Genomic DNA, 11,964 nt, shown 5'->3' with positions numbered 1-11,964 from the left:
CTTGCTAGCTTGGGCGACCATAGACAACTCGGACAGCTTCCGTGTCGTCAGCGCCCTCCAGACCCACCGATTGGATACCTCGAGCCCCGACGCTCGTGTGCGCAAGAGGGTCGGCACTAACACGCGCCTGTACAGCGGCACGGAGATCCTCACAGGTGAGACGCAGTGCTGAACATCGCCAGTCGACCGTGACGCTCTGTGCGCCCGCGGGGATGTCTACGACGACCCACTCCTGACCCCAAGGCAATTGACGAGGCATCCCCCTCTGAATCAAAGCGTTTCGGGAAGCCGTCTGATCAAAGCTCGCTCCCCTCAAAACATTGTAGGAGCCATCCGTGGTCATATACACCTGCCCAAGAGTGCTACTGGCGTTGGCAACTATAAATCGCGTGCCATCGCTGATCTCGGCCTCAGCCTTGGTTCCTGTCGCTGCAATATAGGCTGCAAATGCCAGAACTCCGAGGGTGACCACTACTGCGATGAGTTCGAGAAAGGTGAAGCCACTCTGACGTTTCGAACCTGGGCTCATCGTGTCTCCTCCGTCATAAGCACCGCTCGATGTCCCCTGGCTCTGAGGGTCTGGTAACCACTGGCGAGACGTTCGACTTGAACAACTACCGTGACGTTCCCGCTGCCGTCGACCGCAGTTCGCAGATTGTTCCCTCCGATCGTGATTCGCGCAGCTTGGTCAACAGGCACCACGAAGCGAGCCTCAGCAACGAAGCCGGCAGCTCGAAACTCGATATCCGTTCCGTATCGTGTCTCTGCCGCCAATGGCACACCAGTCACAGCCGCTAGGGTTGCGCTTGGTTCCCAGCTCGCGAAGTCTGCTGCGTAGGTATAGGTTCTCTGAACAGTGCCCGCCCCTACAGGTGCCGAACTCAACACCCGACTCTGATAGTTGTCCGCAACCCTCGCAACTGCCTCGGCCTGAACCACTGTATTGGCAAAGTGTCCTTGCTCAAGTCTCCCACGAGCCAGTGAAACTGCCGCTGCCGCGGAGACCCCAATGATCGCCAATACAGTGAGCAGCTCAACCATCGTGAATCCGTTGTGGCCACGGTTACCCATAAACGGTATCCGGTGACATGCCAGCAATGGGGAAGAACATGCCAAACGCGAGTGTTGTGATGCTGATTACGCCGAACAACAGGCCGATTAGCATAATCGACGTGTTTACCTTCGCTGAGCTGCGACGCAACGACTCGATCAGTGATGGCCGCAGATGTTCCAGGATCTTCGGGCGGTCCTCATCTCGCACCTCGGAGAACCCCTGCATGCTGAAGCGGAGACCCTCGTACCACCCTGAGTCGTCACCAAAGGCAGACGCAATCGATCCCCCGCGCGAAAGGCCATCTTCAATAGCGGCGTACAGACGCTTGGTTCTCCCAACCGCCCGTTGCCTGAGAAGGGCGATCGATTCATTCACCGAAACATTCCGTGAGTACAGCGGGAGAAACGCCGAGACGAATCCGTAGGCTCGAAGGATGCTGAGGTAGTGCTCAATGCTCGACAGAAGCGGAAGATGCCGCGCGACAGTCCAGATGGGACCGCGAAATACATAAATGGCCACCGCTATCCCGATCAGGATCGGCCATATCAGTGGAAGTGCATTCCCCACGAGAATCAGCGCGTCCGTAGCCGCGTTGTTCTCGAACTTCATTCCTGGAGTATCGACGTAGGTTGCTAACTCGTCGCCCATGTAGAGCGGAAGGCCGATCAAACCAAGCATGCCGAAGAGCAAGGTCAGCACCGCGGGGATCATCCCCCGATACATGGCACCCATAATCTCAGAACGCTGCCTAAGGTCGTTAACCAGGTCACCGAGCACCTCCCCCAGCATGTTCGTTCGTTCGCCGATCTCCGCAATCAATACAACCTGGCTATCGAAGTTCAGAATCCTCAGTTTGTCGCTGATCCTGTCAGCCCGTCGCACCTGAGGCATCTTCGACCTGAACTTCGCGTACCCGGACACGATCTTGTCGAACGTCGACGATACTGGGCGCCCAGCCTTCACAGCCGGGGCAAAGAGCATGATGACGTTCTCCTGCACCTCAAGGCTGGGAGCTCGTGAGCTGAATCTGCCAATCAGTTCGCGGGTTCGGTCCAGACCAATGGAGCGTACACGCCCTTTCGGTATGCCACTTACTGTCAAGGCTTCTTGCTCCGAACGCCCTTCCACAGTCCGCGAGTGAAGCTCGCCGGCCGAGTCGATGAACCTGATCTTGTACGGAGAAACGACGCTCATGTCCGCGGCCTCGAATAGGTAACATCAATCGATGTGATTGGCGTGCCAACGCCCGCCACAACCGATATCAGATCGCCCGCAACATCGCGTGCCTGAATCCCCTCAAGAAAGTCCTGACATCCAAGTCGATGCTGTACACACGGGAACCGCATGCGAATGGCCGTAGGGTCGCCACCTGGTGCTGCCGACTCGATTGTCCATGCCCCACCCCACGGCATGTTGAGCGGCAGCCGGTAGCGAGAAGTCAGAGTCGGCTTCCACCCCGTCGTTATGCCGGCATAGGTTCGGCCGTTGTCATAGAAAAAGCGCCCCAAAGCATCAGGGATTTGCCCCGTCGCCAATGCAACTCCCCTGGTTGCGTCGGCAGATGCTCGGCCGCCCCCAACCAGACGAGCAATTCCTGCCCCAAGCACAAGTAGCAGCGATCCCACTACTAGGACCTCAAGCAATGTAAATCCGGATTGATTGCGGTGCATCATGTATGCCTCCTTCAACGTCCATAGACGACGCGGAGTGCCGCTTCGGCTCCCTCGCTGTGCACCGCGGTCGAGGTTACCCCGCGCAAATTGCTGTTCCCCAATGGGTCACTCTCGCGCGCTGAGGCCACAGCGGCTACAAGTTCTCTGCAGCCGAGGCGAAAACCGCCGCACGTAAAGTCGATCGTCACCGTGGCCGAGGTTCGTGACACGACCTCCCAGGGGTCTCTCCAAGGCATTGCCGCCGGAATCCCTCGCTTTACAAGGGTTGTCTTTGCCCGATCGGCATCAAACCCCGGCGCTCCGAGTGCGCCATAGCTGTAGCCGTTGATCTCCCAGAATGGACGGAGCGTTCCCGGAATGTCCACGACAATTGTTCTTACCGCAGCGCTTAACATCAACTCTGCACGCCGCCCCTCGTTGAACCTAAAAAGGCCCACCGCCATTGCCGATATCAGCAACAGTACGAATACGAGTTCAACCAGGCTGAATCCCCGGCTGGCGTTCTTCATATGTGAGTTCAGGGGCGACAGGACATACAAAAAAATAGGCGGAGCCGGCCTCAGACCGGCCCCGCCTGTTAGTGCAACGCGATTAGGCCGGGCGCCCGTAGGTGATTCGAATCGCCTCCGTCGCTCCCGTGCCATCGGTAGTCACGGCAGTGATGCCTCGATTGGCTGCCGCATTGTTCCCGATGGGATCGGCAGCAACACGCGAGTTCAGGGCATTCAAGAGCTCCGTGCAGCCCGCAGGCAGGTTGGCACACGGCCAATCAAGTACCAGACTCTGCCCACCAGCCGGACGGGACTGCACCGCCCAGTCCTGACGCCACGGCGCATCGGTGGGCAGGCCACGGGCAACCAGCGAGTCCTTCGCTGAATCAGCATCGAAGGTTGCCCCTCCCAGGTTCCCATAGGTTCCAGCGTTGTTCTCGTAGATCGCACCGAGAACTTCCAGCGTATCCGAGGTCATCAGCTTGACGCCACGGCTGAAGTCCGTTTCGCCGCGCTTGCCGACGCCGAACTGATAGGCCGCGAAGGCCAAGACGCCGAGGACGACCAGCACCACCACCAGCTCGATGAACGTAAAGCCCTTTTGCTTTGCCGATTTGATGCTCATACCACGAGCAGCCTTGAAGTTTGCTTTGTACATAGGACAGGTCCCTTACAGTTGGAGAGAAACAGCCCACTGCAGGGCTGCACTGACTTAGACGGCGCGCCGTGACAAAGTCGGCAGACTTTTGGCCACATCATGAGTCGACAGCAGATCATCGAGTCGCTCCCGCACCTTCAGCAGCTCTGCCAGCTCGGCAGTCCGATCCCGACCCTGCCGAATATCCTCTACCAACTGCTCCACCCCCTGCGGCTCCCCAAGTACGTTGAGAACGACTCTGTTGAGCTCTGGGTGCATTGTCACAACCAGCTCGGGTCGCCGCGGGGCCGGTGCCTGCTTCGTGTCGCCGAGCATCAGGTCATCCATGTCGCAGAACTGGTCCAAGACCTTCGAGGCCGCCTCTAGCGATGTGGTCCCGTCGTAGACATGCTTCATGGCATGCTCGCCCATGTGCTTGAACCCTTCCAGGTTGGCCTGGCGGACAATCTCAGATTCAGCCGCCCCATTTGCTATCAGCCGTTCGATACGCTTGCTGATCATCAGCAGCTCATGCACGAGGACACGACCCTTGTATCCACGACGATCGCATTTCGGGCACCCCCCTTTGCGGGGTACTCGAACCTCGTGATCGACCGACTTGGGATAGAAATCGAGCCCGCCGTACAGAGCCTTCGCGTTAATGTAGCGGGCCTTTAGTGTCTCGGCATCCAGTCCCTGGAGACTCTTGTGCTCGCCACTGATCAGTTCGCCCCATCGAACCTTTGTTGAGCAGTCCATGCAGAGCTTTCGCACCAAACGTTGACCCGTGGCAGCTATCAGCGCCGCGCTTACGATGAACGGATCGCACTTCAGATCCAGCAGCCGCGTAATTGCGCCCGGTGCGCTGTTCGTGTGAAGCGTCGTGAAGACAAGGTGTCCGGTAATGGCGGCACGAAGCGCCTGCGCAGCTACTCCTTCCTCACGAACCTCCCCAACTATGATCACGTGGGGGCCACCGCGCAAAAAGGCTTCTACCGCCTCCGCGAAGGAGAACTTAGCCTTTGGCTCCGCCTCTGAGGTGACGACCCCACTCTGTGAAATCTCGACAGGGTCCTCAACGGTGTAAATGACCAGGTTCGGATTGGTTCTTACCAGGTCTCCCTGAACTGCAGCTAGATTCGACGTCTTTCCCGACCCGGTCGGCCCGGTCAGAACCACTAGCCCTTCCGGACGCTCGATTAGCATCCGCATCTTCAGCAACTGGTTGTTGGTTGACCAATCAGGAACGCCAACCTGCCTGAGGGTTTTCGTCTCGACCTCGTTGTTGAGCAACCGGAGGACCATCTTCGGCCACTTCTGATCGCTATTGCCGATGACTGTAGGCCAGACCTGGACGCGGAGTTTGATCACATGTCCACCATCTACGGTAACGGTGAACATCCCCTTTTCGGGCTCAACGTAGTTGCCAGACGTCTTGTTGATCTTGCCCTGAATACTATTGATCCAGAGTAGGTACTCGCCATGTGACAGCCGTGCCACCGGTGTCCCGAGCTCGCCGTCAATGTTGTACGCGACATCGCACCGATCCGCCCATGGTGTTAGGTGGATATCTGCAACCTTTGCCCTTGCGGCGTTGCGGATCACTGTCAGGACCTTTTCGAACGCAACAACATACTTCTGATCGTCACCAGCCAACGGCTCCAACGACTGTGCCGCACTCTCCTTCAGCTTAGCTCTCGCGATAACGCCAAGAGCTGCGATCTCCTTGATTTCGCCCTGTAGTCGCTTCAGCAGCTTTACGTCAAAGGGGTTTACAACGTACAGGATCTGATTGTCGCAATAGATCCACTCGGCGTCGTCTCCGCGTTCTACACCGCACGGCGGAGCCTCATCACTCCCGTCGCTGCCATACTTCGACGACGGATAGACTGGAAGTCTGCGCGCCTCTGCGACTGCCGTGGCCACTCTCCCACTTGCGACGCCAAGTTCCAGCAACTTGGGCACCAGAAGGGGCGAGCCGTTCCGCCGCCACTCTTCGCGCACCTGCGCTTCTGCGCGCTCGGACAGCGACTCATCCTCTCTTAGCGGGAGGATGACCTGGTCGAGCACACTGCGGGCGTCATCGCGCATTAGTTCAGCGTCGAGAGTGTCATTGACCGCACCGAACCTTGATGGCGATAGCTCAGCTCTACATCACGATCAGTGATCCGCTTGACCGTGAAGGGACCGACCCTTCCACCAGGCTGAATCTTCTGCAGCGATCCCCCGCTCACTTGCATTATCGCCCGCCCGTCGATGATGCCGACCAATCGCGGCGCCTCCGGTTCGGGTTCGGGCAGATCTGCGGCGATCGACGGCGTGCTGCTTAGAGCCTGCTGAGGCGCCGCCGGCACCGTTGAGTCGCGAAAACCGGCAGCAAAGTTCGGCGCCCCCGCTGCGGGCCCACTCTCCGCTTCAGTCTTCGCGCGAATCTGCTCGGCCAGTTCCACCTCAAGTGACTTTTCACGGACCTGCCGCTGGAGATCAGCAACTCGATCGTTGTGGAGCCGCAGGGCCCGTTCGTACTCGAGGGCTTGCTCCGATATTGATGGTGTGACCGGGCCAGCGCCTGCGGGCCCGTCCTGCGCTGATTCAACCTGGCTGTAGGCATTCATTGCAAACGCCAGTCCCACAACCGTCACAACTGATTTAACTCGCATTGTCGAGCCTCCCTAATACGGAAAAGCGAAAAGTCCCACGGCGATCCAGCGGTTCGCCGGTGATGCTGATACTGGTCGGCCAGACTGGTAGGTCCCTCAGCAGGGTCATCGCACACACAACCACCATTCCCGCTTCACCGGATAATGTGCCCTTCCACTTGGGGGCTAGCCCCTCGTAGTCCCCTGCTGCTGTGTCGGTTGGGTTTCTGGGCTCCAGCTCCACGCCACAGCCACCAGCAACACTCGTCACCCGGGCCCATGAACTGGGCAGCGGCGGGAGTCGATCGGCCGTCTTTCGCTCCTCTACGGTTGTTCTGGCCAGCCGCAGCTTGCTCTGGGCATCGGCAACATCGTCGCGCGAGGGTCGCTCTGCATCGCGGCTGACGACCAGGTATCCGGCGCCCACAGCCAATGCGAGCACGACGACCAGCACCAGCGCTCGCTCTTTGGCTGCCCCGGAGAGTCCCGCTACCGAGGAGTTGCTTGCTACGCGCAGAACACGTTTGAGGTTGACGCTACCCAGCTTCATTGAATGGCCTCCGGCGGACCTGGCTCGACATCTGCCGTGGCGGAGAATGAATACACCGTCGGCGAGCCGGGAATCGCGCTCAAGTACACTGGGAATGTCAGATCTAGCGGCACTCGCGTTGCCGCGACGTTCCACTGCACTGCATCGAAGTTGTTCTCCATCCTCAGTGGCCGCGGTCCGGTCCCACGGAGAACTTCCAGCGTCCTACCGAGCGGCACCACAAACTTTGCCCGCTGGATATCCGTGAAGGGATCAGCAATTTTCTCGAGCTCCAGGGCCTCAGCCATCAGCTCGCTGGCCTGAGCCTTGAGCTGGTCAATTTCAGCACCTCTGCGCTCGCCAGCCAGCGCGAGTGACATGTCAATCGCGCCTGCAATTCCTGCGACTATCACCGCCCCAATGGAGCCAAGCATCATCAGTCCACGCCGGCTGTGCATCCGCGCAGCGTGTCGTTCTGCTGGAGTTTGGATCCCTTGCATTGGGAGCCGCACAACCCGAGCAGTGTCGAACGCATCAACCTCGCGTCCCTGACTTATCGGGGGGAGGTCGAACTGGCTGCCGAGAATCTGTCCCGCTGCGAACCGCCCGCTCTCCACGAACCTCTCACCGTCACTCGCCAGGTAGAGGCCCGAGTCGACGTCCGTACGAATGTACGAGATGCGTGAGCCTACATCGACCCAGCCGTTGAGAAGGGCAACTTGCCAGACCCCGAATACCGGTACGCCCGGATGACGCTCCCGGGCATTAACAACGTCCTGCTCGCGGCACCAGATGAACTCATGCGATGCTGTGCTCGGCTCAACGAACACCGCCTGATCTTCGTAGGACGAGGCCGGCGCGACCTCGTCCATAATCAGCACTACCGTGTGTTTGCCGACATCCAACACGGAATCGAGCGTCAGCACGATCAGGTCTCCTCAAGATATGGCGTGACCAGGAGGATTAGCTCGGTCCGATCCAGCGTATTGAGCTGGGCCTCAAACAACGGACCAAGCCCGAGCGTTTCCTTGTCCCCGACCGGCAGCTTCCTCAATTCGGAGGTAAGGCGTGATGAGATAAGGCCGCCTATCTGAACCGGCTCGCCCGAACGGGTGATCACCTGTGTGGCCAGCTGCTTCAGCGTGATCCGGGGCTGACTGAACACGTTGCCATCAATCTCGTAGTCGTCGAACCCACGGAAGGTCGACACCACGGGCACGATCTCGATCAGCACACGTCCATCGTCCAGCACGCGTGGGGTTACAGCCATTTCGACACCGATAAGGATTCGCTGCGTTGAACCCGTCGTCGCAATCGCGCCCTGGGTAACGGCCTGCTGAATCGCGCTTATGTAGCCGAACTCCTCACCAGAGCCGATATAGACCGTCTTCCCGTTCGTCGTGGTGGCTTGCGGTTGGTCACGTAGCGTCACATCACCATAGCGAGCCAAAAAGCTCATCAAGGCTGTCAGTGATTCGTCACCGTATTCAAGATCGAGGCCGAGGTTGAACCCACCCAGGCCGTCGGTCCCCACCGAGAAGTCGCCGCCGGCATCAAGCCCGAACTTGACCCCATTGGAGAAGAAGTGCTGCCCGAGAGCACTCCAATCGATCCCCTGGCTCTTGCTGTCGGACAACGACACTTCCACGAACCGCGCCGAAAGCCGAACCTGTCTCAGGCTCTTGACCTGGACGGAGGAAAGGTAGCTGTCGATCGCGCGAATGCGCGAGACAGGTCCGGTGGCTTGAATTAGCCCGATCGATCGGACCGAGAGGATGTTGGTCTGCGCAGGCGCCGCCCGGGAAACCGCGTTCAACTGTTGACCTGCGCTGTCCGTGAACACGGGAATCGGCGTTGGGGCGCTCGGCGCGCCCGCCTTGCCTTCAAGAATGGCTCGCGCCCCCGAAACGATGGATTCCCATTCATCAATCTCACTGGTGAACTCAGCTGAGAGCTTTCGCTCCTCACCTCCGCTTGAGGAGCTTTGGCTGGCGCCACCGACACCCTGGGCGCCCTGGCCATTTTGGGATGAAGACCCCCCTTGCACTCGAGCTTCCGACTTCGAGCGGCCGGCAACCGCGGCCAGCGTCCATTCTTCCGTGATGACACTCCGAACTTCGACATATTCGCCCACGATCTTGAAGTCGTAGCCTGACACCCTCCCGAGGTCCTCAAGGAACTGTGCCGCCGAACCGCCGCGCGAAGCGATGCTCACGGTGCCATCCATCAGGACGCCACTATCGATCGCCACAGCCTGGTGGTCCGGAAGCGCTTCGGCCAGCACATAGCTCAATGGCACACCAGCCAAGCGAACTGGCCGGACCGAGGCGTCATTTACGCGGTAAACGCGAAGGAATGTGGGCGCTCCTTCCGGCCGCCGCCCAACCGTCAGGGCTGTATCCTCTTCGGGCAACAATACCTGCGTCCGACGCTCCTCACTGATTTGAGTTGCGCATCCGGCCAAGAGGGTAATCCCTGCGATCAGGGGTGTGAGAACTTTCTGCATGGGGTCACCTCTCAGCGCTTCGGCGCGAGCACGAATCGATTGAACTCGACATAGGGGTGGTACGAGGCGGAGAGTTCCCGCGCCAGATCTGACAGCACGGAGCCACGAGCTTGCCCAGTGGTCAAGTCGACCCGGACATCCTGGATACTCTCCTCCATAGCACCTGTATCGATCACCCAGCCAGCTGGGAGAACCGCTCGTAGGGCTTCTTCAACAGTTGCGTCACGTACGTTGTCAACTCGAATCCGCTCATTCAACAGTTCAGCCAGGGATTCATAGACCCGAGGTCCGTCGTTCACGCTCCCTGGGATACCGGCGCCAGTGTCGTCAATCACGACCCCTTCCTGGAAGCTATCCAGTTCAAGGGGAGTCGCCCGCTTCACCGACGAAGCCTGATCCACGGGAGTCCACATCGATCCTGGTGCCCCCGACCTGGACGCGGTGCCTGGGTCGACCTGGTCATCTGCGGGGACGGCTCCTGAGCGGGAGTGCACGCTCGAATCCGAGACGGGCATAGGTGCTGAGCTAGCGAGCTGCACCTCCGCCGGCTTTGCCTTCACAATTTTCACCACACACCGATCCGGCTCGAACTCGACATCGAAGTCGCCGTGGTACGCCATGTAGTGCAGCTGGTCGCGCCATTCGAGCCCCGGCTCCGGAGGGGTCACTGTCCTGCCCTTCAGGCTGTGCCCAATCTCGATCTTCCAACAGGATTCCGTGGGCACCACAGCATCCACGGCAGCGGCCAGATCGTACCGTCCCTTCGGGGGATCATTGGCACCCCAATAGGGGCTCCCCAGGGCCAGCGGGCTCAACCCCAGCCCTGCGACCAACACCATCACTTTCATTTTCAGCGCTCCGTCGTTGCTCATGAGGTCTTAGACGGACGAATTCCCCGTGGGGTGGCCGGGGCGTCTAATGCTCTATGGCCACCCCTCAGCACACCACCATCGCTACCATCAGCATCTGGCGGGGGCTCTTCGCCACCGCGGTGGTGCTCATAACCCTCTACCTGATGGCGTCAATATCAATTGCCGCCCTTGGGCTCGATCTGGCCTTCGCCAGGTACGTCATGTCGGACGGCATCATCCCGAGCCTGTACTGGGTGCCGAAGAACGTAGGGGGAGTTCTGCAGGAGGGGGGCCTGACCGGTGCCGGGGCGTCGGTACTGGTCGCAGGATTGAATGCCGTGCTCTGGACCGGAGGCGCCGGACTCGCCTCCTTCGTGGCGTGGACTGCTGTGCTTCTCTTCCGGGCATCTCGCCAGCGCTCCGCGGGTAGCGACTATGTTGCACTTCATGAACTCGATACCCGCGAGGTTGTTGATACCCCGACCTGCGTGCTGGCCATCTACGACTACAGCGGATCCGTGATTGAGGAACCGGCGCCGGAGGCCCATCTCTGGATCAAAAGAGCGCCCTTGGAACTCGAGGGCGATCCTGACATGAGTCCCCCCAATGTCCTGCAGATTGCCCTACTTGAGGTGTTGGAGGCCCATGCAGACTGGTCATGTGACCCCGCCGGGCATCATGCGAAAGTTGGGCTCAGAGACCACAGCATCGCCGTAGCTGAGAAAATGGTCGGGCTGCTCCCAGATGAGCCCCTGGCCCCCGTTGTCGGCCTTGCACACGATCTCGGCAAGATCCTCGCCTATCAGCAGGAGATGGGGGTCGAGGGAAAGCATATATGGGTCAAGGTCAGTAGAAACCATGACCACCTATCGGCCCACATTCTGCGGACCATCAGGGAATTCCAGGCCCTGACTTCAGTCGATCGCCGCATTCTGTCGGCGACGATGGCATACGCCCATGCCAACAACACACCGACGGTCCCGATCATCAACGAGGAGGCAGACAATCGCGTGCGCGCATTGGTCCATGCGATCCGGGTGGCGGACGGCCTCACCACCCGAGAAGACCAGCTCAGCGCCCGCGATGCCTTGGCCGATCCAGCGGTCCACGCAGAGCTGTCAGCCGCCCTCCCGAACGCAATCTTCAGTTGCAACGTCAATAAAGCCTTCGACGAGAAGGCCAAGTCAGAAGGCTTCACCTGTGCTGCACGCAGCTATGTCGCCGTCCAGGAGAGTGCCCTTAGGGCAAGGTTGCTGGATCTCCTCTCTGAGGATGTACAGAATGCGCTCGCGATCAGGGCCAAGCCGTTGCCCCGAATGCCCCATCCAGCCCTGACCCCTATTGTCACTGTACTGGACGAGTTGGGCTTGCTCATGAAGAGCTATCGCGACTTGAGCCCCACCCCGCCCCTATTCACCGTCAGGAGCGGTTTCGTCAATGTCGGACCCTGTCTGCTGCTCAGTCGTCGCGCCTTGGCCGAGCGCGACGGCGCTCGACTCGAGCGCTTCGGCGACAACCCGTTCGCCCTGAGAATCGGCCCCAGCCGCTAGTACCCCAGCCTCCGAGGCCTCGCGTGCAGCGGCA

General features: G+C 59.7%; 13 protein-coding genes. 1 reads left to right on the top strand and 12 read right to left on the bottom strand.

All coding sequences use genetic code 11. The features are described from left to right. Nucleotides 1-4: 4 nt before the first annotated feature. The 12 genes from JN531_RS17490 to JN531_RS16805 all read right to left on the bottom strand — a co-directional run bounded on the left by JN531_RS17490 (nucleotide 5) and on the right by JN531_RS16805 (nucleotide 10,401). Nucleotides 5-529, bottom strand: a complete 525-nt coding sequence (locus tag JN531_RS17490) for a type II secretion system protein (RefSeq protein WP_366522459.1) — start codon at nucleotides 527-529, stop codon at nucleotides 5-7. Then, nucleotides 526-1,071 (bottom strand): type II secretion system protein, encoded by a 546-nt coding sequence (locus JN531_RS17485; RefSeq protein ID WP_366522458.1) that lies wholly within the window; start codon nucleotides 1,069-1,071, stop codon nucleotides 526-528. Before JN531_RS17485 ends, JN531_RS17490 begins: the two co-directional genes overlap by 4 nt. Further along, complete coding sequence (locus tag JN531_RS16845; protein ID WP_228350067.1) at nucleotides 1,064-2,248, bottom strand: type II secretion system F family protein; 1,185 nt, start codon at nucleotides 2,246-2,248, stop codon at nucleotides 1,064-1,066. The genes JN531_RS17485 and JN531_RS16845 overlap by 8 nt, the downstream gene beginning before the upstream one ends. Beyond that, on the bottom strand, nucleotides 2,245-2,724 hold the full coding sequence (locus JN531_RS17480; protein ID WP_366522461.1) for a prepilin-type N-terminal cleavage/methylation domain-containing protein: 480 nt from the start codon (nucleotides 2,722-2,724) through the stop codon (nucleotides 2,245-2,247). The genes JN531_RS16845 and JN531_RS17480 overlap by 4 nt, the downstream gene beginning before the upstream one ends. Nucleotides 2,725-2,738: 14 nt before the next feature. Further along, entirely contained in the window at nucleotides 2,739-3,236 is a 498-nt protein-coding gene (locus JN531_RS16840; protein WP_228350066.1) for a prepilin-type N-terminal cleavage/methylation domain-containing protein, read from the bottom strand. 82 nt (nucleotides 3,237-3,318) lie between these two features. Beyond that, nucleotides 3,319-3,876, bottom strand: a complete 558-nt coding sequence (locus JN531_RS16835; RefSeq protein WP_228350065.1) for a prepilin-type N-terminal cleavage/methylation domain-containing protein — start codon at nucleotides 3,874-3,876, stop codon at nucleotides 3,319-3,321. Nucleotides 3,877-3,930: 54 nt separating this feature from the next. Further along, a complete protein-coding gene (locus JN531_RS16830) occupies nucleotides 3,931-5,946 on the bottom strand; it encodes a GspE/PulE family protein (protein WP_228350064.1) in 2,016 nt (671 codons plus the stop codon). Continuing rightward, on the bottom strand, nucleotides 5,946-6,470 hold the full coding sequence (locus tag JN531_RS16825) for a hypothetical protein (protein WP_228350063.1): 525 nt from the start codon (nucleotides 6,468-6,470) through the stop codon (nucleotides 5,946-5,948). Before JN531_RS16825 ends, JN531_RS16830 begins: the two co-directional genes overlap by 1 nt. A gap of 34 nt (nucleotides 6,471-6,504) precedes the next feature. Then, on the bottom strand, nucleotides 6,505-7,044 hold the full coding sequence (locus JN531_RS16820; RefSeq protein ID WP_228350062.1) for a hypothetical protein: 540 nt from the start codon (nucleotides 7,042-7,044) through the stop codon (nucleotides 6,505-6,507). Further along, nucleotides 7,041-7,949, bottom strand: coding sequence for a hypothetical protein (locus JN531_RS16815; protein WP_228350061.1), 909 nt, complete (start codon nucleotides 7,947-7,949; stop codon nucleotides 7,041-7,043). The genes JN531_RS16820 and JN531_RS16815 overlap by 4 nt, the downstream gene beginning before the upstream one ends. Before the next feature lie 2 nt (nucleotides 7,950-7,951). Continuing rightward, nucleotides 7,952-9,529 (bottom strand): type II secretion system protein GspD, encoded by a 1,578-nt coding sequence (locus JN531_RS16810; protein WP_228350060.1) that lies wholly within the window; start codon nucleotides 9,527-9,529, stop codon nucleotides 7,952-7,954. Nucleotides 9,530-9,540: 11 nt separating this feature from the next. Next, nucleotides 9,541-10,401, bottom strand: a complete 861-nt coding sequence (locus JN531_RS16805) for a hypothetical protein (RefSeq protein WP_228350059.1) — start codon at nucleotides 10,399-10,401, stop codon at nucleotides 9,541-9,543. Nucleotides 10,402-10,454: 53 nt separating this feature from the next. On the opposite strand from JN531_RS16805, the gene JN531_RS16800 reads away from it, so the two are divergent. Then, a complete protein-coding gene (locus tag JN531_RS16800; RefSeq protein WP_228350058.1) occupies nucleotides 10,455-11,930 on the top strand; it encodes an HD domain-containing protein in 1,476 nt (491 codons plus the stop codon). Nucleotides 11,931-11,964: the final 34 nt, after the last annotated feature.

It is taken from the genome of Flagellatimonas centrodinii (genome assembly GCF_016918765.2).
In the GTDB taxonomy this organism is placed as follows: Bacteria; Pseudomonadota; Gammaproteobacteria; order Nevskiales; family Nevskiaceae; genus Polycyclovorans; species Polycyclovorans centrodinii.
This window is presented reverse-complemented; position numbering and strand designations above follow the sequence as displayed.

Bases quoted from the DNA above. Each gene is read 5' to 3' on its own strand.
- JN531_RS17490 (WP_366522459.1), bottom strand. From the start codon at position 529: ATGAGCCCAGGTTCGAAACGTCAGAGTGGCTTCACCTTTCTCGAACTC.
- JN531_RS17485 (WP_366522458.1), bottom strand. From the start codon at position 1,071: ATGGGTAACCGTGGCCACAACGGATTCACGATGGTTGAGCTGCTCACT.
- JN531_RS16845 (WP_228350067.1), bottom strand. From the start codon at position 2,248: ATGAGCGTCGTTTCTCCGTACAAGATCAGGTTCATCGACTCGGCCGGC.
- JN531_RS17480 (WP_366522461.1), bottom strand. From the start codon at position 2,724: ATGCACCGCAATCAATCCGGATTTACATTGCTTGAGGTCCTAGTAGTG.
- JN531_RS16840 (WP_228350066.1), bottom strand. From the start codon at position 3,236: ATGAAGAACGCCAGCCGGGGATTCAGCCTGGTTGAACTCGTATTCGTA.
- JN531_RS16835 (WP_228350065.1), bottom strand. From the start codon at position 3,876: ATGTACAAAGCAAACTTCAAGGCTGCTCGTGGTATGAGCATCAAATCG.
- JN531_RS16830 (WP_228350064.1), bottom strand. From the start codon at position 5,946: ATGCGCGATGACGCCCGCAGTGTGCTCGACCAGGTCATCCTCCCGCTA.
- JN531_RS16825 (WP_228350063.1), bottom strand. From the start codon at position 6,470: ATGAATGCCTACAGCCAGGTTGAATCAGCGCAGGACGGGCCCGCAGGC.
- JN531_RS16820 (WP_228350062.1), bottom strand. From the start codon at position 7,044: ATGAAGCTGGGTAGCGTCAACCTCAAACGTGTTCTGCGCGTAGCAAGC.
- JN531_RS16810 (WP_228350060.1), bottom strand. From the start codon at position 9,529: ATGCAGAAAGTTCTCACACCCCTGATCGCAGGGATTACCCTCTTGGCC.
- JN531_RS16805 (WP_228350059.1), bottom strand. From the start codon at position 10,401: ATGAGCAACGACGGAGCGCTGAAAATGAAAGTGATGGTGTTGGTCGCA.
- JN531_RS16800 (WP_228350058.1), top strand. From the start codon at position 10,455: ATGGCCACCCCTCAGCACACCACCATCGCTACCATCAGCATCTGGCGG.